The 22,896-nt window shown below is 45.4% G+C and carries 21 protein-coding genes; 20 read left to right on the top strand and 1 reads right to left on the bottom strand.

The genetic code is table 11. The annotated features are described in order from the left end of the window. The first annotated feature begins 15 nt into the window (after positions 1-15). The 8 genes from AS888_RS06225 to AS888_RS06195 all read left to right on the top strand — a co-directional run bounded on the left by AS888_RS06225 (position 16) and on the right by AS888_RS06195 (position 10,358). A complete protein-coding gene (locus AS888_RS06225; RefSeq protein ID WP_061141305.1) occupies positions 16-867 on the top strand; it encodes a 3-hydroxybutyryl-CoA dehydrogenase in 852 nt (283 codons plus the stop codon). 45 nt (positions 868-912) lie between these two features. Further along, positions 913-2,043, top strand: coding sequence for an acyl-CoA dehydrogenase (locus AS888_RS06220; protein ID WP_061141304.1), 1,131 nt, complete (start codon positions 913-915; stop codon positions 2,041-2,043). Between the two features lie 30 nt (positions 2,044-2,073). Next, complete coding sequence (locus AS888_RS06215) at positions 2,074-3,213, top strand: acyl-CoA dehydrogenase (RefSeq protein WP_061141303.1); 1,140 nt, start codon at positions 2,074-2,076, stop codon at positions 3,211-3,213. 113 nt (positions 3,214-3,326) lie between these two features. Further along, positions 3,327-3,977 (top strand): TetR/AcrR family transcriptional regulator, encoded by a 651-nt coding sequence (locus tag AS888_RS06210; protein WP_061141302.1) that lies wholly within the window; start codon positions 3,327-3,329, stop codon positions 3,975-3,977. 11 nt (positions 3,978-3,988) lie between these two features. Next, positions 3,989-7,255, top strand: coding sequence for a fused isobutyryl-CoA mutase/GTPase IcmF (icmF, locus tag AS888_RS06205; protein WP_061141301.1), 3,267 nt, complete (start codon positions 3,989-3,991; stop codon positions 7,253-7,255). A 140-nt stretch (positions 7,256-7,395) separates the two neighbouring features. Further along, positions 7,396-7,545 carry a hypothetical protein gene (locus AS888_RS26335; protein ID WP_221408568.1) on the top strand — a complete coding sequence of 50 codons (150 nt, stop codon included), beginning with the start codon at positions 7,396-7,398 and terminating at the stop codon, positions 7,543-7,545. A 198-nt stretch (positions 7,546-7,743) separates the two neighbouring features. Beyond that, entirely contained in the window at positions 7,744-8,337 is a 594-nt protein-coding gene (gene rpoE / locus AS888_RS06200) for a DNA-directed RNA polymerase subunit delta (protein WP_311316466.1), read from the top strand. 413 nt (positions 8,338-8,750) lie between these two features. After that, positions 8,751-10,358: a CTP synthase gene (locus AS888_RS06195; RefSeq protein WP_061141299.1), complete on the top strand. Its 1,608-nt coding sequence runs from the start codon at positions 8,751-8,753 to the stop codon at positions 10,356-10,358. 303 nt (positions 10,359-10,661) lie between these two features. Here AS888_RS06195 and AS888_RS06190 read toward each other — a convergent pair whose 3' ends face one another. After that, a complete protein-coding gene (locus AS888_RS06190) occupies positions 10,662-11,195 on the bottom strand; it encodes a DUF2529 domain-containing protein (protein ID WP_061141298.1) in 534 nt (177 codons plus the stop codon). Between the two features lie 280 nt (positions 11,196-11,475). On the opposite strand from AS888_RS06190, the gene AS888_RS06185 reads away from it, so the two are divergent. The 12 genes from AS888_RS06185 (at position 11,476) to spoIIR (ending at position 22,806) form a co-directional block, all read left to right on the top strand. Further along, on the top strand, positions 11,476-11,847 hold the full coding sequence (locus AS888_RS06185; RefSeq protein WP_053348452.1) for a response regulator: 372 nt from the start codon (positions 11,476-11,478) through the stop codon (positions 11,845-11,847). A 246-nt stretch (positions 11,848-12,093) separates the two neighbouring features. Then, the gene (locus AS888_RS06180) at positions 12,094-12,951 is read left to right on the top strand and encodes a class II fructose-bisphosphate aldolase (RefSeq protein WP_061141297.1); all 858 of its coding nucleotides are present in this window, start codon (positions 12,094-12,096) and stop codon (positions 12,949-12,951) included. 187 nt (positions 12,952-13,138) lie between these two features. Then, positions 13,139-13,789, top strand: a complete 651-nt coding sequence (gene fsa, locus AS888_RS06175; protein ID WP_061141809.1) for a fructose-6-phosphate aldolase — start codon at positions 13,139-13,141, stop codon at positions 13,787-13,789. A 212-nt stretch (positions 13,790-14,001) separates the two neighbouring features. Beyond that, entirely contained in the window at positions 14,002-15,285 is a 1,284-nt protein-coding gene (locus tag AS888_RS06170) for a UDP-N-acetylglucosamine 1-carboxyvinyltransferase (protein WP_061141296.1), read from the top strand. Positions 15,286-15,386: 101 nt separating this feature from the next. Then, on the top strand, positions 15,387-16,349 hold the full coding sequence (gene glpX, locus AS888_RS06165) for a class II fructose-bisphosphatase (RefSeq protein WP_061141295.1): 963 nt from the start codon (positions 15,387-15,389) through the stop codon (positions 16,347-16,349). 326 nt (positions 16,350-16,675) lie between these two features. Next, entirely contained in the window at positions 16,676-17,965 is a 1,290-nt protein-coding gene (gene rho / locus AS888_RS06160; protein WP_061141294.1) for a transcription termination factor Rho, read from the top strand. A gap of 150 nt (positions 17,966-18,115) precedes the next feature. Continuing rightward, complete coding sequence (rpmE, locus tag AS888_RS24910) at positions 18,116-18,316, top strand: 50S ribosomal protein L31 (protein ID WP_053348458.1); 201 nt, start codon at positions 18,116-18,118, stop codon at positions 18,314-18,316. A gap of 138 nt (positions 18,317-18,454) precedes the next feature. Further along, positions 18,455-19,060, top strand: coding sequence for a thymidine kinase (locus AS888_RS06150; RefSeq protein ID WP_061141292.1), 606 nt, complete (start codon positions 18,455-18,457; stop codon positions 19,058-19,060). 180 nt (positions 19,061-19,240) lie between these two features. Beyond that, on the top strand, positions 19,241-19,696 hold the full coding sequence (locus tag AS888_RS06145) for a hypothetical protein (protein WP_061141291.1): 456 nt from the start codon (positions 19,241-19,243) through the stop codon (positions 19,694-19,696). Between the two features lie 150 nt (positions 19,697-19,846). Beyond that, a complete protein-coding gene (gene prfA / locus AS888_RS06140; RefSeq protein ID WP_185113040.1) occupies positions 19,847-20,926 on the top strand; it encodes a peptide chain release factor 1 in 1,080 nt (359 codons plus the stop codon). Further along, positions 20,919-21,788, top strand: a complete 870-nt coding sequence (prmC, locus tag AS888_RS06135) for a peptide chain release factor N(5)-glutamine methyltransferase (protein WP_311316465.1) — start codon at positions 20,919-20,921, stop codon at positions 21,786-21,788. Before prfA ends, prmC begins: the two co-directional genes overlap by 8 nt. 133 nt (positions 21,789-21,921) lie before the next feature. Beyond that, positions 21,922-22,806 carry a stage II sporulation protein R gene (spoIIR, locus tag AS888_RS06130; RefSeq protein WP_061141290.1) on the top strand — a complete coding sequence of 295 codons (885 nt, stop codon included), beginning with the start codon at positions 21,922-21,924 and terminating at the stop codon, positions 22,804-22,806. The last annotated feature ends 90 nt before the right edge of the window (positions 22,807-22,896 follow it).

The raw sequence follows: 22,896 nt of genomic DNA, 5'->3' as shown, positions 1-22,896 counted from the left end.
ATGAGGAGGGTTTTCATGAACATTCAAAAAGTGATGGTCATCGGTGCGGGACAGATGGGGTCTGGCATCGCCCAGGTTTGCGCAATGGGGGGCTATGAGGTTCTCTTGCATGATTTACAAGCTGAATTTGTGGAAAAGGGCTTAGGAACGATCACCAAAAACCTTTCGCGACAGGTCGAAAAAGGGAAAATGAAGGCCGAGGATAAGGATGCAGCCCTTTCCAGGCTGACGTCATCGACTGATTTGCAAAATGCAGCCGAGGTGGATTTGGTGATTGAAGCTGCAGTGGAAAATATGGAAATAAAAACGAAGCTATTTGCCGAGCTGGACCAAATCGCGCCACAACATGCCATACTTGCCACCAATACTTCTTCACTGCCGATTACCGAAATAGCAGCGAGCACGAAAAGGCCTGCCAATGTCATCGGCATGCATTTCATGAACCCGGTTCCAGTGATGAAGCTAGTGGAGGTCATCCGCGGTCTTGCTACAGCCGATGAAGTATATCAAAAGGTGGAAAAGATGGCCGAATCCTTGAACAAGGTGCCGGTGGAAGTGAATGATTTCCCCGGTTTTGTAGCGAATCGGATTTTGATGCCGATGATCAACGAGGCCATCTATACGCTATATGAGGGCGTTGCCACTAAAGAGGCGATTGATGATGTGATGAAGCTCGGGATGAACCATCCGATGGGACCGCTTACGCTAGCTGACTTCATTGGACTCGACACATGCTTATATATTATGGAAACCCTTCATCAAGGGCTGGGCGATGATAAATACCGTCCGTGTCCGCTGCTAAGGAAATATGTAAAAGCTGGGTGGCTGGGCAGGAAATCAGGACGTGGCTTTTACGAATATAACTGATAACTGATCATTGAAAAGCATCTGCAGCTAGGGAGGAATGAAGGAATGGATTTCAAGTTTACAGAAGAACAGCAAATGATGCGGAAGATGGTAAGTGATTTTGCGGAGAAAGAAATTGCCCCTCATATCGACGCCATGGAAAAAGGCATGTTTCCGAAAGCGATCCTGCAAAAAATGGGCGATCTTGGCTTGATGGGAATTCCGATCCCCGAACAATACGGTGGCGCGGGGATGGACTTCATGTCTTATATCATCGCCATCAACGAGATTTCCAAAGTAAGCCCCACCCTAGGTGTCATATTGTCCGTCCATACTTCTGTTGGAACGAATCCGATCGTTTATTTTGGAACCGAGGAGCAGAAACGAAAGTATGTGCCTAAGTTAGCCGCAGGACAATATTTAGGCGCATTTTGCTTGACCGAGCAAAGCTCCGGCTCCGATGCTGCGAGTTTGAAATCGAAGGCTGTAAAAAAAGACGGTCTATATCGAATAAATGGATCCAAAGTATTCATCACGAATGGCGGTGAGGCGGATGTGTTTATCGTTTTTGCCTCAACCGATCCGAAGGCCGGCAGCAAGGGAATCTCTGCCTTCATCGTCGAAAAGGGGACGCCTGGCTTAATCATCGGTAAAGACGAGCGTAAAATGGGGCTTCATGGCTCGAGCACCGTGCAGGTGACCTTCGAAGATATGAAAGTGCCTGAGGGCAATCTGCTTGGAAAAGAAGGTGAAGGCTTCAAGATTGCGATGGCCAATCTGGATGCCGGCAGGATCGGGATTGCGTCCCAGGCGCTGGGAATTGCTGAGGGTGCCATGGAACATGCCGTCCAATATGCAAAGGACAGGGTGCAGTTCAACAAACCGATTGCATCGCAGCAAGGGATTGGCTTCAAGCTGGCGGAAATGGCCACCGGCATAGAAGCTTCCAGATTACTTGTCTACCGGGCGGCGTTTTTACGCTCAGAGGGCTTGAAGTGCGGCAAGGAGGCTGCGATGGCTAAGCTATTCGCTTCGAGGACGGCCGTCGAGGTGGCGATAGAAGCTGTCCAAGTATTCGGAGGTTATGGATATACGACGGAATATCCCGTAGAACGCTATTTCAGGGACGCAAAGGTAACGGAAATATATGAAGGCACCAGTGAAATCCAAAGAATGGTCATCAATAAGAATCTTTAAATACATCGAAAAGGGCAGGGGAAGAATATCATGCAGTTTAAATTGACCGAAGAACATGAAATGATCAGAAAAATGGTGCGCGATTTTGCGCAGAATGAAGTGGCTCCTACGGCTGCCGAGAGGGATGAAGAAGAACGATTTGACCGTGAAATTTTTGATAAAATGGCCGAACTTGGTTTGACGGGAATTCCGTGGCCGGAGGAATACGGGGGAATCGGGAGCGACTATTTGGCGTATTGCATTGCGATCGAGGAACTTTCCCGAGTCTGTGCTTCCACTGGGGTTACGTTATCAGCCCATACATCTCTTGCAGGCTGGCCAATCTACAAATTCGGATCCGAGGAGCAAAAGCAAAAATATCTTCGCCCGATGGCACAGGGTGAAAAAATCGGCGCGTATGGCCTGACTGAGCCTAGCTCAGGATCCGACGCAGGCGGCATGAGAACGACCGCGAAGCTTGTTGGTGATGAATATATCATCAACGGTTCGAAGATTTTCATTACGAACGGCGGAATTGCAGATACCTACGTTGTCTTTGCTTTGACAGATCCCGAATCGAAGCAAAAAGGAACGAGTGCTTTCATCATCGAAAGTGACTTCCCGGGTTTCAGTGTTGGTAAAAAAGAGAAGAAGCTGGGAATCCGTTCATCACCGACAACGGAAATCATTTTTGATGAATGCCGGGTGCCGAAGGCAAACCTGCTTGGCAAGGAAGGGGAGGGCTTTAAAATCGCGATGATGACGCTTGATGGGGGCCGTAACGGAATAGCCGCCCAAGCTGTAGGCATTGCCCAGGGTGCATTGGATGCCGCGGTCAATTATGCAAAAGAGCGCGTCCAATTCGGCAAGCCCATCTCTGCACAGCAAGGAATCGGTTTTAAACTGGCGGATATGGCAACCGGGGTTGAAGCATCAAGATTATTAACCTACCAGGCTGCCTGGTTGGAATCCGTGGGTCTACCATATGGAAAAGAGTCGGCCATGTCGAAACTATTCGCTGGTGATACAGCCATGAAAGTAACGACGGAAGCCGTACAGGTTTTCGGTGGTTATGGCTATACAAAGGATTATCCAGTAGAACGGTATATGCGCGATGCGAAAATAACCCAGATCTACGAAGGTACACAGGAGATTCAGAAGCTGGTCATTTCAAGGATGGTTACGAAATAGAGTTGAAAATGAGGTTTTCCGCTTGAGGCACCGCCTTGACGGAATGCCCTTTTCAATTTATTGGAGAATGTCTTTGTTGGGTATATGATTCGCTTCATAAAAGGGGTTTGAAAATGGAAAAAAGAGAAGTACTTGCGTCTGTGAAGGATGAGCGGCTGGTGGAAAAAAGACGTACCCAAATGATCAAAGGGGCGGTGACCCTTTTTAAGGAAAAGGGATTCCATCGGACGACTACCAGGGAAATTGCCAAAGCGGCTGGCTTTAGTATTGGTACGTTATACGAGTATATCCGAACCAAGGAAGATATTTTATATCTCGTTTGTGACTTTATTTACGATGAAGTTCAGGAAAAGCTTCAAAAAGAAATCGATCAGAGTGATGGGACACTTGATAGTTTGAAGATGACAATCGCCTATTTTTATAAAGTGATGGATGATATGCAGGACGAAGTGCTGGTGATGTATCAAGAGGTGAAGGCGTTGACGAAGGATGCCCTGCCTTACGTGCTGAACAAAGAAATCCGAATGGTGGGCATGTTCGAAAAGGTCATAACGAAATGTGTTGAGAACGGGGAACTTTTGCTGACGGAAAAACAAATCAGCCTTCTTTCGCATAACATCTTTGTCCAGGGACAGATGTGGAGTTTTAGAAGATGGGCTTTGCATAAAGAGTATACGCTTCAAGAGTACATCGATGTGCAGACGCAATTATTGATTCAAAATGTATCATTTCATAAAAGTGCTGATATCAAGTCGTTTCAATAAGGGGGAGCTATATGAGTACCGTTGAAGTGTATAGACCGAAAAACCATATCAGATTCGTGACAGCTTCGAGTTTATTCGATGGCCATGACGCATCGATCAACATCATGAGAAGGATCCTGCAGTCGAGCGGGGCAGAGGTCATTCATCTAGGTCATAATCGATCTGTTGAGGAGATCGTGAATGCAGCCATACAGGAAGATGTTCAAGGCATCGCGATGTCATCCTACCAAGGGGGCCATGTAGAATATTTTAAATATATGTATGACCTGTTGAAGGAAAGGGGAGCCGAGCATATTCGGATTTTTGCCGGAGGTGGCGGGGTCATCATTCCGAGGGAAATCAAGGAGCTGCATGAATACGGGATAGCCCGTATCTTCTCCCCTGATGAAGGGCGGGCATACGGCCTCCAAGGCATGATAAATGTATTGATGGAGGAATGTGACTTCTCCACGGTCAAACCTTCTTTGCAGGAACGCTTTGATGAGCTGATCACAGGCGGGACGAATGCGATTGCCCAATATATCACTTTCGCTGAAGGCAGGCTTGAGGCTACGGAGGAAGCAGCCGCAGCAGTGGAAAGCCTATTCGAACAAATCAAGACGTCTGAAAGGAAGGTGCCTGTTCTAGGGATTACAGGAACGGGCGGCGCGGGTAAAAGTTCATTGACCGATGAATTGATCCGGCGTTTCCTTAACGAAATCAAGGATAAGAAAATCGCCATACTGTCCGTCGATCCGACAAAACAAAAAACGGGCGGTGCCTTGCTGGGCGACAGGATCAGGATGAACGCGATTTTTTCAGAGCGTGTATATATGCGGAGCCTGGCCACGCGTCATTCGAAAAGTGAGCTGTCCTTGGCGATTAAAGATGCCATATCCGTCGTGAAGGCAGCTGGCTTCGATCTAATCATCGTCGAAACGAGCGGAATTGGCCAGGGCGATGCAGAAGTTGCCGAGATTTGTGATGTGTCCATGTATGTGATGACAAGTGAGTTCGGCGCACCTTCCCAGCTGGAAAAGATCGATATGATCGATTATGCAGACTTGATCGTCATTAACAAATATGAGCGCAAAGGCTCTGAGGATGCAAAAAACCAAGTTCAGAAACAATATCAACGTAGCAGGACCCTTTTTGATCAAGATCCATCGGAAATGCCGGTTTATGGCACGATCGCCTCCCAATTCAATGACCCGGGGACCAATGCATTATTCGCTGCCCTGATAGAAAAACTTAATGAAAAAGCAGGGACGGAATGGAGCACTGCCTTTTCGAAGGAAGCGGATGTTTACAAGCAAAATGTCATCATTCCGAATGACCGCCGTTATTATTTGCGGGAAATAAGCGATACGGTCCGGACGTATCATAAACGCTCGGCGGAGCAAGTCCGCATCGCCCGCAGGCTTTTCCAGCTTGAAGGTGCCATTGAGGCGGTAAAGGAAAATGATAACGACAAAGAAATTCTTGCGTCTTTGGAAGATTTGAAAAAAGAAACGGCTGCCAAGTTATCCCCCGAATCGAAAAAATCGCTCTCGGGCTGGAGCGATTTAAAAGAAAAATATGCAGGGGAGCAGTTTGTAACGACGATCAGGGACAAAGAAATCGTCACGAAGCTAAAAACGAAAAGCTTATCGGGTTTAATGATCCCGAGAGTGTCCCTGCCTAAATTTGTTGATTACGGTGAGATTTTGGCGTGGATATCCCGTGAAAATGTTCCGGGCTTCTTCCCGTATACAGCTGGAGTCTTTCCATTCAAGCGTGAAGGGGAAGATCCAAAACGGCAATTCGCCGGTGAGGGATCCCCGGACCGGACCAACCGCCGATTTCATTATCTATCCAAGGATGATACTGCTAAACGGCTTAGTACGGCTTTCGATTCCGTAACATTATATGGCGAGGATCCTGATCATCGTCCAGATATCTATGGCAAGGTAGGGGAAAGCGGCGTTAGCATTTGTACGTTGGATGACATGAAGAAACTGTATGCAGGTTTTGATCTTTGCCACCCATCAACATCCGTATCCATGACCATCAATGGACCGGCACCGATCATATTGGCCATGTTCATGAACACGGCAATCGAACAACAGATCCAACGAAAGGCGGAAGAGCTCGGCCGACCGCTTACGGATATGGAGGTACAGGAAGTGGAGGCCTTCACTCTTCAGACGGTACGCGGAACAGTTCAAGCGGACATCCTGAAAGAGGACCAAGGCCAGAATACATGCATCTTCTCCACGGAATTTGCATTAAGGCTAATGGGGGATATCCAAGCCTATTTCATCGATCATAAAGTCAGGAATTACTATTCTGTATCCATATCCGGTTATCACATTGCCGAAGCCGGGGCCAATCCGATTTCACAACTGGCCTTCACTTTGGCGAATGGCTTTACGTACATCGAATATTACTTGAGTCGCGGAATGAATATCGATGATTTCGCCCCGAATTTGTCGTTTTTCTTCTCGAATGGGCTCGATGCTGAATATACGGTCATCGGAAGGGTGGCAAGAAGGATTTGGGCGACGGTCATGAAGGATAAATATGGTGCGAATGACAGGAGCCGGAAGCTGAAATACCATATACAAACATCAGGCCGCTCCCTTCATGCGCAAGAAATAGATTTCAATGATATCAGAACGACACTTCAGGCTTTGATGGCCTTACAGGACAACTGTAACTCCCTGCATACGAATGCTTATGATGAAGCCATCACGACGCCTACCGAAGAATCTGTACGCCGTGCCATGGCCATTCAAATGATCATTACGAAGGAGCATGGGCTTTCAAAGAATGAAAATCCGATTTCCGGCTCCTTCATTGTCGAGGAATTGACGGATATGGTTGAGGAGGCCGTCCTTCAGGAGTTCGATCGCATCAATGATCGAGGCGGCGTTCTTGGCGCTATGGAGACGCAGTACCAGCGGGGCAAAATCCAGGATGAATCCATGCATTATGAAATGAAAAAGCATACCGGGGAATTGCCGATCATCGGGGTCAATACGTACCTGAATCCAAATCCTCCTTCCGAGGATGCCGTCAACAGCATGGAAATTGCCCGTGCAACAAAGGAAGAAAAGGAAGGGCAAATCAAAAACTTGCGGGCATTTCAGGAAAGAAATAAGCAGTTCACCGATGAAGCCCTAACCAGGCTGAAGGCCGCGGCCATGAATGGTGACAATATTTTTGCCGAGCTCATGAATTGTGTGAAAGTGGCTAGCCTTGGCCAGATAACCCGTGCGTTATATGATGTAGGCGGGCAATATCGCAGAAATATGTAAGGATGGGCAAAAAGGGACTCCGTATCGAAGGGGTCCCTTTTTCTCAATAACGATAGCCCCTTTTTTGGCAAAATGTAAATTTCCCCTTATAATAATTTGGAAAAGGGGCAAAAATGATGAATCAGCCCCAGTGGAGCTGAATGAACCTGGAAATGCTCGAATTAATAATTGGTTCCTTTTTTGCCATCATTCTTTTATATGAGCATCGATTGGGTGCCATCTCCTTTTTCATCATATCCTTTGCCTTTTTTCACGGCAGCTTATCGTCAAAAATCGCAGAAAGAAAGTAAATGACCAAGCACTCCCCATAGCAGGGGCATTAAGGTAAATCTGTGAAAGTATCAGATAGAACTAGCATAAACCCATTTGGATTGTTTATAATGGAGTATATGTCTAGCAGGAATTGTCGTTATTTTATCGAAATACTGTTTTAGATTATTTTTTTATGTGAAAAAACACGGAAGCCAGTGTTTGAATAGAGAAGGGAAGTGCGGAATTTGAGTTTAAAACAATACTCAAAAGAGCAATTATTGGAAATGTCCTTAATAGAGATGGCATATGATTTGTTAGTGGAAAGAAATGAACCGATTCCATTCAAAGACCTAGTCAGTGAGTTAGCTTCGCTGCATCATTTATCCAAAGCTGAAGTGGCAAAAAAAATTGCCCAATTCTACACGGATTTAAATGTGGATGGCCGTTTCACTTCACTTGGGGACAACCGTTGGGGATTGAAAACATGGTACCCGGTTGATCAAATCGAAGAAGAAGTCGTCCATGTCGTTAAACCGAAAAAGAAAAAGAAAGCGAAAAAGGCTGCTGTCGTTATCGATGATTTCGATGAGCTTGATGATGAAGATCTTGATTTCGATGAAGATGTCGATGATCTGGACGAGGATGAGGATGACGACGATGATGATGATATCCTAGGTTCTCCAGTTATCGATGAAGTCCTTTTGGATGATGACGTGGAAGATGATGACGATTTGGAAGAAGAAATAATTGAAGACGATGCATTTGTCCTGGAAGACGATGAGGACGAAGATGAAGAGGAAGAAGAGCTAGATGAAGAGAACGAAAAATAAATAATCGCCCTTGACTTTTTGAGGCGAAATTTGTAGAATCATTTTTGGGCTCCTTTAAAAAGGACACAATGATTAAATTATATCGCTCCCTTACTTTTTTGTAAGCGGAGCGTTTTTGTTTTTAATGATGGAATGGATAAATGACATCATTTTTTTATTTTTAAAAATGATTTCTCGTAGAATTGTAAAAACTATGGAGAACCTATTTATGTTTTACTGTCATTTGCGGAAGTTTAACCTTGTTCATGCATCGTGCATGACTCTCACTAAAGACCTTTAAGTGATTAATGGCATACCGCTTTACGTCTTTTGGCTTTTGACCGCTAATTTGGCGGTGTATTGGTGCAAGTTCCAGTTTACCTGTATATCAAGCAGCAGGATCGGAAGAAAACATTCTATTAGGAGGATATGAGATGACAAAATATATTTTTGTGACAGGTGGAGTAGTTTCTTCCTTAGGAAAAGGGATAACGGCCGCTTCTTTAGGAAGACTTTTGAAAAATAGGGGATTGAATGTGACGATCCAGAAATTTGACCCGTATATCAACTTGGATCCAGGTACGATGAGTCCATACCAACACGGTGAAGTGTTCGTTACGGATGATGGCGCGGAGACGGATTTGGACCTAGGTCACTATGAGCGGTTCATCGATATCAACCTTGGCAAACACAGCAATGTGACAACAGGGAAAATTTATTCAACCGTCCTTAGAAAAGAACGCCGCGGCGACTATTTGGGCGGAACGGTACAAGTCATCCCCCACATCACGAATGAAATTAAAGAGCGGGTTTTCCGTTCAGGCAATGAAACGAATGCGGATATCGTCATTACGGAAATCGGCGGTACGGTAGGGGATATCGAATCTCTTCCATTCCTTGAAGCGATTCGCCAAATCAAAAGTGATATCGGAATCAACAATGTTATGTACATTCACTGTACACTTGTCCCTTATATTAAAGCTGCTGGTGAAATGAAAACGAAACCGACACAGCATAGCGTGAAGGAATTGCGCAGCCTCGGCATTCAGCCGAACATCATCGTTGCACGTACAGAAAGCCCGATCTCACAAGATATGAAGGATAAAATTGCTTTATTCTGCGATATCGATAAAAAGTCGGTTATCGAATGTCTGGATGCAGATACGCTTTACTCCATCCCGCTTGCCCTTCAAGCGCAAAATATGGACCAAATCGTTTGCGATCACTTGAAATTGGATTGCGGCGAGGCGGATATGGAAGATTGGAAGGAACTAGTCAAAAAGGTTACTTCTTTATCGAAGAAAACGAAAATCGCGCTTGTCGGAAAATATGTGGAGCTGCAAGATGCTTATCTTTCTGTAGTGGAAGCACTTAAGCACGCAGGCTATGCGTTTGACGCCGATGTCGAAATCGACTGGGTCAATTCGGAAGACGTAACGAAAGAAAATGTTGCTGAGCTTCTTCAAGATGCAGACGGCATCCTTGTTCCGGGCGGTTTTGGAGATCGTGGCATCGAAGGGAAAATTGCTGCGACAGAATATGCCCGTACGACAAAAACACCATTCTTCGGAATCTGTTTAGGCATGCAATTGGCGTCCATTGAATATGCGCGCAACGTTTTAGGATTGCCGGAAGCCCATTCTGCCGAGATTCAAGCGGATACTCCAGATCCAATCATCGATCTTCTTCCAGAGCAAAAGGATGTAGAAGATTTGGGCGGTACACTTCGTCTTGGTTTATATCCATGTAAGCTTATCGAGGGCACCAAAGCTTACGAGGCTTATAATGACGAGGTTGTGTATGAACGTCACCGTCACCGTTATGAATTCAATAATCATTACCGTCAGGCGATGGAAGAAGCAGGCTTCGTCTTCTCTGGAACAAGCCCAGATGGCCGTCTGGTCGAGATCGTTGAATTGAAAGATCATCCTTGGTTTGTGGCTTCTCAATTCCATCCGGAATTCACATCACGCCCTAACCGTCCACAGCCACTATTCCGTGACTTTGTCGGGATGTCCTTAAAGCGCAGCGAAAAACTTTAATAAATAAAAAAACAGCCTCTAAGGCTGTGTCAGACTGCAGGCAAACTCGATGATTAATCGAGCTTGCCTGCAGTTTTTTTGTTTAGGTTTTGATGAAGGTTGAAAACTGTCTGCCCAGATGCAGCTGTTGGGAAAAAGTACAAAAAGTGTGTGAAAAACGCAATTTTTAAGAGAACCGGACTCAAATTCAATGCCAAGCCCAAACTCGCGAGAAAAGTGGCGGGGACTGTTAGCTTCGGTCCGATTATAAATCAAAAAGGTACCGGGATAGATCATTCCGATACCTTTTGTAGTTCAAGAAGGTTAGTCTTCTTCATTTTGATATTCTTGGATAATTTCCTCAAGAGTGAATTTAATTCCGTAATAAGCGAAAAGGGCAGCAATGAGGGTGGGGTAGCCATAGCGGTTTCCAGCTTCATCGGGAATCAGTCCACGGTGGATCCGTAAGTCGATATGTACGTCAGCCAGTTCCGTAAGAGAGTCCTCATCGGTCGCTGCGGAGGTGGAAACGGCGACAAAGGGTATATCTTTTTCTTTAAGGGCTTTGGCAAGCTTCAATGCTTCGCTGTCATCGGATTTCCGGCTGAAAATAAGGAATCGATCTTCTCTTGAAATAGTTTCGCCGTGTTCATATCTTTTTGCTTTCGGAAAGGGCTCCGCCCCGTCCATCGCCTCGGCCGTGACGCCTTGCATTTCACCAAAGCCTTGTATGAAGATGGAGCCATCCCCAACCGCGGCCTGAGCCAGCAGACGTCCGGCATCCTCCATTTCAAAGGCTTCATTATCCATCATTTTTTTAAATATACCGCTTAGCTGTGTCGAGAAAATTTTTAACATGATCAGGGACTCCTTTTAAAAAATATTCCCTTTATTATAAAGGACTTTCCGCTGCATTGACAGGCTTCTGGATTTTTGGTCAGTATGGATCGATTTGCTGAATAGGTCAGAAAAACCAAAAAATAAAAATTCCTTTTAGCTATGTGGCAGGAATTTTGTTACAATTATCGAATAGGAACATAGAATTCAAGTTTGTGAAAATGTGAAAGTAAATACATGTTTGGGTAATATGCCGGTTAGGCTGATATTTTTATAAATCGGAAAGAGGAGAGGTGATAAAATGTCAGGGAAGATATTGATAGTTGATGATCAATTCGGCATCCGTATTTTATTGAACGAGGTTTTACATAAAGAAGGGTATGATACATTTCAAGCCGCAAATGGAATCCAAGCCCTGGAAGTCCTGAATAATCATTCACCGGATCTTGTATTGCTCGATATGAAGATTCCTGGAATGGATGGAATAGAGATCCTGAAACGGATGAAAGTGGTCGATCCCGATATCCGGGTCATCATCATGACCGCTTATGGGGAACTTGATATGATTCAAGAAGCGAAAGATCTAGGGGCGATGACCCACTTTGCAAAACCTTTCGATATTGATGATATTAGAAAAGCGGTTCGTGAATACCTACCGATTCAGTCAAGCTGATGGTTTTGAACGGATGATACTATTGGCTATATGGTTGCCGCGGCTATCTTTTTCAAGATGTGCCGCGTTTTTTTGGAATAAATTTTAATGCTCGGGATAGTGTATTTGTTGCTGTTTTTTTGATGTATTGATATGCTACAAGAGGAAAGATATTCTGATCGATAAGCGTATGCTACTTCGATATTAGGGAATATCTAGAAAGAAATAACTTTAACATAATTACACCCATCAGTAGGAGGAAATCAAATGCCTTTAGTTTCTATGAAAGATATGCTCAATAAAGCTCTTGAAGAAAAGTATGCAGTAGGTCAATTCAATATCAATAACCTAGAGTGGACTCAAGCTATTCTAGCCGCTGCGGAACAAGAAAAATCCCCGGTCATCCTTGGTGTTTCCGAAGGGGCTGCCCGTCATATGGGTGGTTTCAAAACGACTGTCATGATGGTTCAAGGGTTATTGGAAGATATGAAAATTACAGTTCCTGTGGCCATTCACCTTGACCATGGTTCAAGTTTTGATAAATGTAAAGAAGCGATCGAAGCTGGATTCACTTCAGTAATGATCGATGCGTCACATCATCCGATCGAGGAAAACATCGAAACGACGAAGAAGGTTGTTGAATTCGCCCATGCCCGTAATGTATCCGTTGAAGCGGAAGTAGGTACGGTTGGTGGACAAGAAGATGATGTAATTGCTGATGGCGTCGTGTACGCAGACCCTCAAGAATGTGAACAATTGGTCAAAGAAACGAATGTCGATTGTTTCGCACCAGCTTTGGGATCCGTTCATGGACCATACAAAGGTGAGCCGGATCTTGGTTATAAAGAAATGGAAGAGGTACGTGATTTAACGCAAAAACCACTAGTTCTTCATGGCGGGACAGGCATTCCGACAAAGGATATCCAAAAAGCGATTTCGCTTGGAACATCCAAAATCAACGTGAATACGGAAAATCAAATTGTATTCACGAAAGCTGTACGTGACGTCCTTAACAATGATTCTGAAGTGTATGATCCACGTAAATTCATGGTTCCTGGCCGTGAAGCGATCAAAGAAACGGTCATTGGCAAAATCCGTGAATTCGGTTCCAACGGTAAAGCATAACATCACATCCGACGTAGGGCTCGAAACCCATATCTCTTGGATGATGAAGGCAATAACTCCATTGGTGGGATCTTCCCCCCAATGGTTTCTTTTAGATTCAGGATTAATGGGGGTTCTATTTTTTGAACAATTAGAATTCAAGGGGAATTTAGAGAAAGAAAAAACGATTACATATGGAGGGTATTTTATGAAATTCTTTATTGATACAGCAAACATGGAAGAAATCAGACAAGCGCATGAACTTGGCGTTTTAGCAGGAGTTACGACTAATCCGTCCCTAGTGGCAAGAGAAAAGGGCGTTTCCTTCCATGATCGTTTAAAGGAGATCACCAGCCTAGTGGAGGATTCCGTTTCTGCTGAGGTCATTGCGCTAGATTTTGAAGGAATGATGGCTGAAGCGAAGGAACTTGTTGCGATTGCGCCTAATATCACGATCAAGGTACCGATGACTCCGGATGGTTTAAAGGCTGTTGCTGCGCTGACGAAACAAGGTGTCAAAACAAACGTGACCCTTATTTTCAGTGCCAACCAAGCATTATTGGCAGCGAGGGCAGGAGCGACTTATGTATCGCCGTTTTTAGGGCGTTTGGATGATATCGGTCAAAACGGCCTGCATTTGATTTCGGACATTGCTGACATTTTTGCGATCCATGATATCAAGGCGGAAATCATTGCCGCTTCCATCCGCCACCCGATGCATATTACGGATGCTGCTCTTAAAGGGGCCCATATTGCAACGATTCCTTATAAAGTATTGATGCAATTATTCCACCATCCATTGACTGACAAAGGAATCGAAGCGTTCTTGAAGGATTGGAATTCTCGTACAGAAGCATAATGCCTTACCGCTAAGTCGCTATAGATTGCATCGGTCGAATGGAAAATAACATAATTTAGAAATTTTTATCATTTTTTTACATGATTTTTCTACTTTTGTGTAAACTAAGAAACTAGATAGTAAATGTTGTCGGATTATGCAAATTTCTTGTGGAAAAATATTACTTTTTTTGAAAGCGGCTTCTAAGTGCTTAGCGTGGAAGGGAGTTTATTATGGAAAAACTTAAAATTGCCGGTGGCTACCCTTTAAAGGGGAGCATTCGTGTCAGCGGAGCAAAAAATAGTGCGGTCGCCCTTATTCCTGCAACGATTTTAGCGGACTCACCTGTAACGATTGAAGGCTTGCCTGATATCTCGGATGTACAAATGCTAAAAGAGTTGATGGAGGAAATTGGCGGTGAGGTTTCCTTTGATGATGGAGAAATGACTGTCAATCCCAGCAGGATGATATCAATGCCTCTTCCCAATGGAAGAGTGAAGAAGTTGCGTGCCTCCTATTATTTAATGGGTGCGATGCTTGGTAAATTCAAAAAGGCAGTGATAGGCTTGCCGGGGGGCTGTCATTTGGGACCCCGCCCCATAGATCAGCACATCAAGGGTTTTGAAGCACTGGGTGCACAAGTGACGAATGAACAGGGGGCCATTTACCTTAGGGCCGACGAGTTGAGGGGAGCACGCATCTATTTAGATGTCGTCAGTGTCGGGGCAACCATCAATATCATGCTTGCGGCCGTGTTGGCCAAAGGGCGAACCGTGATCGAGAATGCTGCGAAAGAGCCGGAAATCATTGATGTTGCCACTCTTTTAACCAATATGGGTGCGAAAATCAAAGGTGCCGGAACGGATATCATCCGCATTGACGGTGTCGAGAGCTTGCATGGGTGCAGACATACCATCATACCAGACCGGATTGAGGCAGGGACCTTCATGATCTTGGCAGCTGCTGTCGGTGAAGGCATCTTGATCGATAATGTCATACCCCAGCATTTGGAGTCATTGACAGCCAAAATGAGGGAGATGGGTATAAACATTGAAGCTGGCGACGATCAGATATTCGTCTCACCGGGTGAAAAATATAAAGCGGTTGATATCAAGACGCTGGTATATCCAGGATTCCCGACGGATCTCCAGCAGCCGTTCACGTCCCTTTTGACAAAAGCGAGCGGCTCCAGCATGGTGACCGATACGATATATGGGGCGCGCTTCAAGCATATCGATGAATTGCGCCGCATGAATGCAAAGATCAAGGTCGAGGGACGGGCAGGCATCATCGATGGTCCCGTTCAGCTTCATGGTGCAAAAGTGAAGGCGAGTGATTTGCGTGCCGGAGCAGCTTTGGTAATTGCCGGCCTGATGGCTGAAGGGATCACCGAGGTGACGGGCCTTGAACATATAGATCGTGGTTATAGCCACTTAGTGGAGAAGCTTGCTGGATTAGGAGCGACGATCTGGCGTGAAGAAATGACCCAAGAAGAAGTGGAGCAGCTTAAAAGCTGATCCCTTTTCTTGTTGCCTCACTGTGTTACGTTATATGATATAATGTGTTATACTAATATATATATATAAATCATGCTAGTGTACATAAGGGGGAGCGGGAAATGGAAAGAAGTTTATCGATGGAGCTTGTTCGCGTAACGGAAGCGGCGGCCTTGAATTCTGCACGTTGGATGGGAAGAGGAAAGAAAGATGAAGCGGATGATGCAGCAACGAGTGCCATGCGCGATGTGTTCAATACGATTCCCATGCAAGGGACGGTTGTAATCGGTGAAGGGGAAATGGATGAAGCGCCGATGCTCTATATTGGCGAAAAGCTTGGTACCGGTCTCGGACCGCTAGTGGATGTCGCGGTCGACCCTTTGGAAGGCACCAATATCGTGGCATCGGGCGGCTGGAATGCATTAGCCGTATTGGCGATAGCGGACAAGGGGAACTTGCTGCACGCCCCTGATATGTATATGGATAAAATTGCCGTTGGTCCTGAGGCTGTTGGCCAGATTGATATCAATGCTTCTGTACTGGACAACCTTAAGGCTGTGGCAAAGGCAAAGAATAAAGATATCCAAGATGTCGTAGCAACGGTTTTGAACCGGGATCGTCACTCGAAGATCATTCACGAGCTTCGTGAGGCGGGAGCGCGGATCAAGTTGATCAATGATGGAGATGTAGCGGGTGCCATCAATACGGCCTTCGATCTTACTGGTGTTGATATCTTATTCGGTTCAGGCGGAGCTCCGGAGGGCGTCATTTCAGCCGTTGCCTTGAAATGCCTGGGCGGGGAAATCCAAGGCAAGCTTCTTCCGCAGAGTGATGAAGAAGTGGAACGCTGTGGGAAAATGGGTCTTGATCTAGGAAAGGTCCTCAGGATGGAAGACCTCGTTCGCGGAGATGACGCCATTTTTGCTGCAACAGGTGTGACTGATGGTGAACTTTTACGTGGTGTCCAATTCAAAGGGCATTATGGCGAGACGCAATCCGTAGTCATGCGCGCAAAATCTGGAACCGTTCGTTTCATCGATGGACGCCATAGTCTAAAAATTAAACCGAATGGTTTGATCGACTGAGGCATTTTTCAGAAAAAGTCCCCAGGGAAAGCGAGCGGTTTCATCGCTCGCTTTCTCTATAAAAAAATTTAAGTTGAATAATTAAAATAAAAAAAGTAAAATAAAGCTTGGTCTACTATTAATTGATTACTATATATAAAATCTGCCCTTTCACTCCAAACTTCTAGCAGCCTTCAAATCATTTTCTTCTTTACATGTAAAAATGTATCATCCTTTCTAAGAAAACTCTGGTCGGGTACATGGATTGCGGTTTTTCTTCCATCTAACAAACCATTTCTTTTTTTGTATGGGTGAAAACGTTTAATTAATAAAAGTGTGGTGTCATAATGAATTTAACTATTTCTAATTTAGAAAACATGAAACTTAAGGATCTCTATGAGCACGCCCGTGAATATAAAGTTTCCTATTACAGCAAACTTTCAAAAAAGGAACTTATTTTCGCCATCCTGAAGGCACAGGCCGAGCAGGATGGTCTCCTGTTCATGGAGGGCGTTCTTGAGATCATCCCTTCAGAGGGGTTCGGTTTCTTGCGGCCAATCAATTATTCTCCAAGCTCGGAGGATATTTATATTTCCGCTTCCCAAATCCGCAGATTCGATTTGCGCAATGGTGATAAGGTTTCCGGTAAGGTAAGGCCGCCGAAGGAAAATGAACGCTATTACGGATTGCTCCATGTCGAGGCCGTCAATGGCGATAATCCGGAGTCGGCGAAAGAGCGTGTTCATTTCCCGGGCTTAACACCGCTGTATCCAAACAGGCAAATCAAGCTGGAAACTACGCCCAAGAACTTATCGACTAGAATTATGGATGTCCTGGCACCGGTCGGTTTTGGCCAGCGCGGTCTGATTGTTGCACCGCCTAAGGCTGGGAAGACGATGCTTATCAAAGAAATTGCCAATGCGATAACCACGAACCATCCTGAATCGGAATTGATCGTCCTTTTGATCGATGAACGGCCGGAGGAAGTGACGGACATTGAACGTTCCGTTGCCGGTGACGTGGTTAGTTCAACGTTCGATGAAGTGCCGGAAAACCATATCAAGGTTGCGGAACTGGTGTTGGAACGAGCGATGCGCCTCGTCGAGCATAAGCGGGATGTCATCATCCTTATGGACAGCATCACCCGTCTGGCCCGAGCTTACAACCTTGTCATCCCGCCGAGCGGGCGTACGTTATCAGGGGGGATTGACCCTGCTGCCTTCCATCGCCCAAAACGCTTTTTCGGTGCGGCTAGGAATATCGAGGAAGGCGGCAGCTTGACGATCCTTGCTACGGCACTGGTGGATACCGGTTCAAGAATGGATGATGTCATTTATGAAGAATTCAAAGGCACTGGTAACATGGAGCTGCATTTAGACCGTGCCCTTGCTGAAAGACGCATCTTCCCGGCAATCGATATCCGCCGTTCAGGAACACGTAAAGAAGAGTTGCTAATTCCGAAAGATCGACTCGATAAACTATGGGCGATCAGGAAGACGATGTCAGACTCACCCGATTTCTCGGAGAAATTCCTTCGCCGTCTAAAACAGACAAAAGGCAATGAAGAATTCTTCAGTAAACTGGATGAAGAGATGTCCGAGAGGAAAAAGGGACCGGCAAGCATTAAACGTTCTTAAAACCGGGAAAGAAACAAACTGTTGCACAACTAGTTTTAAGTTGCTATAATGGGTTCATGTGTTTTTACAATAAATGTGAGGGTGTTTTAGACTCACCTTGAAGTATATAACTCTGTTTCGAATGATTCAGGGCAGAAGGAGCTGAAAAGAATGAAAACTGGAATTCATCCAAATTACAAGCTTTCAAAAGTATCTTGCTCTTGCGGAAACACTTTTGAAACTGGTTCAGTTAAAGAAGAGATCAAAGTTGAGACTTGTTCAGAGTGCCACCCATTCTATACTGGTCGTCAAAAATTCGCTGAAGCTGGCGGACGTGTTGATCGTTTCAACAAAAAATACGGTATTAAATAAGCCGGACTTTTTAAAAAACAGGCAAGTATTTTTCTTGCCTGTTTTTTCTTTTCTGTAAACAAGCAACAATTTATATAAAGCCGGGTCCACTTCAATTTTGGCCAATGGATCGACAGGTGGAAGGGAGTAGCTGTTTCCATGTATGTAATGAAACAAACAGGCTGGATCGAGCTTATTTGCGGAAGCATGTTTTCAGGTAAATCTGAGGAATTGATTAAACGAGTCAGCCGTGCTCAATTTGCCAAAGAGCAAATAGCTGTTTTTAAACCAGCTATAGATAATCGCTATGCGGAAGAGGCTGTCGTATCACATAATGGCTCTTCAGTGATGGCAAAGCCGATTGCCCATTCAACAGATATCTTTAAGTTTTTGGACAAGCCCTTGGATATCATTGCAATAGATGAAGTTCAATTTTTTGATCATGAAATTATCGGGGTTGCCCAGCATCTTGCGGACAGCGGTTATCGAGTGATTATGGCTGGACTCGATCAGGATTTCAGAGGTGAGCCATTCGGTCCTATGCCGGTTCTATTATCGTTAGCAGAGTCTGTGACTAAGCTGCAGGCTGTGTGTGAAGTGTGCGGATCACCTGCGAGCAGGACGCAGCGCTTGATCGATGGCAAGCCGGCCTCCTATGATGAGCCGATCATCCTTGTGGGTGCATCGGAATCATACGAGCCCCGCTGCCGTCATCATCATGAAGTTCCAGGTAAGCAGGAAGCTGGGATTAAAGAGCATATTTAAATCAAGGGTGCCCTATGGTCGAATGAGATCTTAGGGCGTTTTTTTATTGGAATGAACATGCGAAGGACCGGTGATCCAGACCAATACATGGAAGGCGAACAAAAGATTAATTATAGTCCCATTTTGGGAAAGCTAACGAGGAAATGATCTTGTTGATCAACCAAAATGGAGGGTGAAAATATGAAGTTGAAAATGATATGGATGGCGGTTATTGTACTTACTGTCCTGACGGCATGCGGTCCAAATGACAAGGCAATCAATAATGAATCGGAATATGGCGATCAAAGCCGTGATGGCAAGGATTTTGTCGGCAGCGGTTTAAAGCATGTATCCAATAAGGATTGGGAAAATGAAGCGGAACGGCCTTCCGATCAGATCCTCAACACGCCTGATCATACATCCAACAATTCCCCATCCATGGGGCAGGAGATAGCTGTTATACGGGATGCCGTTAAGTCTGAAACGGAGTATGAAGCAGGGTCGGTCTGGATTAACGGCAATACCATACATGTTACGGTCCATGATAAGGGTAAAATCAAGGACGATCACGAAAGAAATGAAGAAAAGAAGCGACTGGAAGATCTGATTACGGGTGTGGTGCCTCAATACAAAATAGATGTTGAATTAAAGAAATGACCATATTCTTGAATCCTCTTTGACGTTGATTATTCACCTATACTATAATTAACCTAGAAGTGAACTGAGCTGGGGCACTGAACGACTTATTTATAGTGAAAAAAGATGGATTACTTCCGATTCATATCGTTGAATCGGGAAATTTATGAGGTGAATGATTTGTTTGATCGATTGCAAGCAGTAGAAGATAGATATGAAAGATTGAATGAACTTTTAAGTGACCCGGAAATCATCAATGACTCCAAGAAATTAAGGGAATACTCCAAGGAGCAATCCGGCATTCAAGAAACCGCGTCGGCTTATAAGGAGTATAAAACGGTTCGTGGGCAACTCCAGGAAGCCAAGGCGATGCTCGATGACAAACTTGATGCGGATATGCGTGATATGGTAAAAGAGGAAATCAACGAGCTTGAAGAGATGATAAAAGGTCTTGAAGATAAGTTGAAAATATTGCTCATTCCAAAGGATCCGAACGATGATAAAAACGTAATCATGGAAATTCGCGGCGCGGCAGGCGGGGATGAAGCGGCTTTGTTTGCCGGCAGCCTATACCGCATGTATAGCCGTTTTGCCGAGGTGCAGGGCTGGCGTACAGAGGTCATCGAGGCAAGTCCCACTGGGCTTGGGGGCTACAAGGAAATCATCTTCATGATTAATGGAAATGGCGCTTATTCTAAATTGAAATTCGAAAATGGGGCCCATCGCGTTCAACGGGTGCCTGAAACCGAGTCTGGCGGGCGGATTCACACCTCTACGGCCACGGTCGCCGTTTTACCGGAAGCGGAGGAAGTGGAAGTCGAAATCCACGATAAGGATGTTCGGGTCGATACGTTTGCTTCAAGCGGTCCTGGAGGGCAAAGTGTCAATACGACAATGTCTGCCGTGCGATTGACGCATATCCCGACCAATACGGTTGTATCTTGCCAAGATGAGAAATCACAGATCAAGAACAAAGAAAAAGCCATGAAAGTGCTGCGGGCGAGGGTATACGATAAAATCCATCGTGAAGTGCAGGCGGAATATGATCAAAATAGGAAGCTTGCAGTCGGGACGGGTGATCGTTCCGAACGGATTCGTACGTATAACTTTCCGCAAAACCGCGTTACGGATCACCGTATCGGTTTGACGATCCAAAAGCTCGATCAGATCATGGAAGGCAAGCTTGATGAGGTCGTGGATGCTTTGATCATGGAAGACCAATCTTCCAGGCTGGAAAATGCAGATGAGTGATTCTGCGCTGAAAGTGTTCGAAGCCCTTAAATGGGCTTCTTCTTTTTTAAAGGAGAATGATCGTGATGCCAATGCCGGAGAAATCCTATTGCAGCATTTCTTGAAACAAACCCGCTCCATGCTGTTGGCGAACCTGCATGATGAGCTAAGTGAAGCTGATTTTGGGCGTTTTAAGGAGGCTGTGGAACTCCATGTTGAGGGAACGCCGATCCAATATATAATCGGCAGTGAAGAGTTTTATGGACGGACCTTCTGCGTGAATGAAGAAGTGCTGATACCGAGGCCTGAAACGGAGGAATTGATTTATCATGCACTCCGTATGATGCCGTCCCTTTTTAATAAGCGCGAGAAGCTCCGTTTAGCGGATATCGGTACCGGCAGCGGTGCAATTGCGATTACGATGAAGCTTGAAGAAACAAGCTTGCTCGTATCGGCAACGGATATAGCGGAACCTTCCCTTGAAGTGGCGAGGGGAAATGCTAGAGCGCTTGGTGCCGAGGTGCAGTTCATGCAGGGAGATTTGCTTTTGCCGTTCATTGAGCAAAACCAAAAGGTGGACATCCTTTTATCGAACCCTCCATATATCCCGATTGATGATCAAAAGTCCATGTCAGTGGTGGTAACGGGTCATGAGCCGCATCGTGCCTTATTTGCCGGCAGCGACGGTCTGGACTTTTACCGCCGCTTTATGGAACAGTTGCCGCTGGTCATGAATGTACCGGGACTGATTGGCTTCGAGGTGGGCGCTGGGCAGGGGCAGGCGGTTGCTGATATGCTGCTGCGGACGTTTCCTGACGCTCGGGTATCGGTTGAAAATGACATCAATGAAAAAGATCGAATGGTCTTCGCTGCATTAACATGATCCGTCCCTCCTTTGGGACGGATTTTTTTGTTTGGCTTGCATATGGAATCTACCTGCTTACCATTTTTTTTATTTTACTAGTTTAAGATAGATGGAAAATGGTGAGACTGATTCATGTGAGGGGGCGAAGGCGATGAAAACTAAACATTTAGCCATTATTTATCTAGTAATCTTAACGATAGGAACGATTGTAAGTATATATATGCCGAAAGCGGAAGTGGTCGGTGCCGAAGAAACCAAGGTGATCCCGGATGAGGCAATCCGCCTGAGGATACTAGCAAATAGCGATGAAGAAAAGGATCAAGCAGTCAAAAGGTTGATTAGGGATGAGGTTAATAAGGATATCACGAAGTGGGTCCAGGAGCTTACCTCCTTGGATGAGGCGAGGGATGTAATTACCTCTCATCTGCCTGATATTCAAGCCAAGGCGGAGGCGGTCGTAAAGGAGAATGGCTTGGAACAGTCAGTGAAAGTCGATTTTGGCCAAGCGGAATTTCCGACAAAACTTTATGGACAATACTTATATCCGGCCGGGGAATATGAAGCCGTGATCATCACGCTCGGCGAAGGTGAAGGCGCGAATTGGTGGTGTGTCTTGTTTCCGCCGTTATGCTTCCTTGATTTTTCAAATGGGACGGCAGTGAGCCAAAGTCCGATAACGGAGGAAGAAGAGGAAGCGCAGTCAGCCTCGAGGGGCAAGGTGTATGCTGCAACGAAGGAAGAACAGAACTCTGCTCCATACGAACAAGCAAAAGCGGAAGTCACCGAGGAACAGGGAAAAGCGCCAGAGGAGCAGAATAAGGAAGAGGTCGCAGCGGAATCGGCAAGACCGGCAGCACAGGTGGATACAGTGAAGGAAGAAGCTGTGAAATCAGAGGGAAATGCGAAGGCGGCGCCAGAGGAGGAAGAAAAGCTGGCAAAATCGACTGAACAGAGCCAACAATTGTATGAAGGGGAAAAGGAGCCCGAGGTGGAAGTGAAGTCATTATTCGCAGAAATTTTCAATGATCTATTTTAAAAAGAGGGCAATGACCCTCTTTTTTAGTTATTGAACAACATATCCACAGAGTTATTAACAAAATATCGAAAAAGTCTGTCATTAATCATT

The organism is Peribacillus simplex, from assembly GCF_001542915.1.
In the GTDB taxonomy this organism is placed as follows: domain Bacteria; phylum Bacillota; class Bacilli; order Bacillales; family DSM-1321; genus Peribacillus; species Peribacillus simplex_B.
This window is presented reverse-complemented; position numbering and strand designations above follow the sequence as displayed.

Coding starts and splice junctions, on each gene's coding strand:
- AS888_RS06225 (WP_061141305.1), top strand. CDS start 16: ATGAACATTCAAAAAGTGATGGTCATCGGTGCGGGACAGATGGGGTCT.
- AS888_RS06220 (WP_061141304.1), top strand. CDS start 913: ATGGATTTCAAGTTTACAGAAGAACAGCAAATGATGCGGAAGATGGTA.
- AS888_RS06215 (WP_061141303.1), top strand. CDS start 2,074: ATGCAGTTTAAATTGACCGAAGAACATGAAATGATCAGAAAAATGGTG.
- AS888_RS06210 (WP_061141302.1), top strand. CDS start 3,327: ATGGAAAAAAGAGAAGTACTTGCGTCTGTGAAGGATGAGCGGCTGGTG.
- icmF (WP_061141301.1), top strand. CDS start 3,989: ATGAGTACCGTTGAAGTGTATAGACCGAAAAACCATATCAGATTCGTG.
- AS888_RS26335 (WP_221408568.1), top strand. CDS start 7,396: ATGAACCTGGAAATGCTCGAATTAATAATTGGTTCCTTTTTTGCCATC.
- AS888_RS06195 (WP_061141299.1), top strand. CDS start 8,751: ATGACAAAATATATTTTTGTGACAGGTGGAGTAGTTTCTTCCTTAGGA.
- AS888_RS06190 (WP_061141298.1), bottom strand. CDS start 11,195: ATGTTAAAAATTTTCTCGACACAGCTAAGCGGTATATTTAAAAAAATG.
- AS888_RS06185 (WP_053348452.1), top strand. CDS start 11,476: ATGTCAGGGAAGATATTGATAGTTGATGATCAATTCGGCATCCGTATT.
- AS888_RS06180 (WP_061141297.1), top strand. CDS start 12,094: ATGCCTTTAGTTTCTATGAAAGATATGCTCAATAAAGCTCTTGAAGAA.
- fsa (WP_061141809.1), top strand. CDS start 13,139: ATGAAATTCTTTATTGATACAGCAAACATGGAAGAAATCAGACAAGCG.
- AS888_RS06170 (WP_061141296.1), top strand. CDS start 14,002: ATGGAAAAACTTAAAATTGCCGGTGGCTACCCTTTAAAGGGGAGCATT.
- glpX (WP_061141295.1), top strand. CDS start 15,387: ATGGAAAGAAGTTTATCGATGGAGCTTGTTCGCGTAACGGAAGCGGCG.
- rho (WP_061141294.1), top strand. CDS start 16,676: ATGAATTTAACTATTTCTAATTTAGAAAACATGAAACTTAAGGATCTC.
- rpmE (WP_053348458.1), top strand. CDS start 18,116: ATGAAAACTGGAATTCATCCAAATTACAAGCTTTCAAAAGTATCTTGC.
- AS888_RS06150 (WP_061141292.1), top strand. CDS start 18,455: ATGTATGTAATGAAACAAACAGGCTGGATCGAGCTTATTTGCGGAAGC.
- AS888_RS06145 (WP_061141291.1), top strand. CDS start 19,241: ATGAAGTTGAAAATGATATGGATGGCGGTTATTGTACTTACTGTCCTG.
- prmC (WP_311316465.1), top strand. CDS start 20,919: ATGAGTGATTCTGCGCTGAAAGTGTTCGAAGCCCTTAAATGGGCTTCT.
- spoIIR (WP_061141290.1), top strand. CDS start 21,922: ATGAAAACTAAACATTTAGCCATTATTTATCTAGTAATCTTAACGATA.